Origin of the sequence: Brevibacillus sp. SIMBA_040 (assembly GCF_046535075.1) — a bacterium.
Taxonomy (GTDB): domain Bacteria; phylum Bacillota; class Bacilli; order Brevibacillales; family Brevibacillaceae; genus Brevibacillus.
This window is the reverse complement of the sequence record NZ_JAWRXI010000449.1, coordinates 1-230: the sequence shown is the minus strand read 5'-3', so window position 1 is coordinate 230 and position 230 is coordinate 1. Positions and strand designations below refer to the sequence as shown.

Genomic DNA, 230 nt, shown 5'->3' with positions numbered 1-230 from the left:
CGAAGTCGGCGCCAACAGGTTGCCCCCGAACCGAAGCCGAGCTGGGTTGGCAGATGGTTCCATCGAATGCCGGTCTTTAGCACGAACAGGATGCCGTTCAATGTCGCCCGATTCGGAACCGGAAACTGTCCTGGATTCTTCGTTCGCCGCGGTTTCGGCGGCGGGAGTAATGGCTCGATGCGTATCCACAATTCGTCATCAACGATCGGCGCTTGCATCCCTCATGATCC

Annotated in this window: 1 protein-coding gene; it reads right to left on the bottom strand. The window is 58.3% G+C overall.

Features of this window, described 5'->3' with window-relative positions; genetic code table 11:
• A partial coding sequence (locus tag SB752_RS33395) for a transposase (protein WP_410719657.1) occupies positions 1-218 on the bottom strand: 218 nt, incomplete at its 3' end.
• Between the last annotated feature and the right edge of the window lie 12 nt (positions 219-230).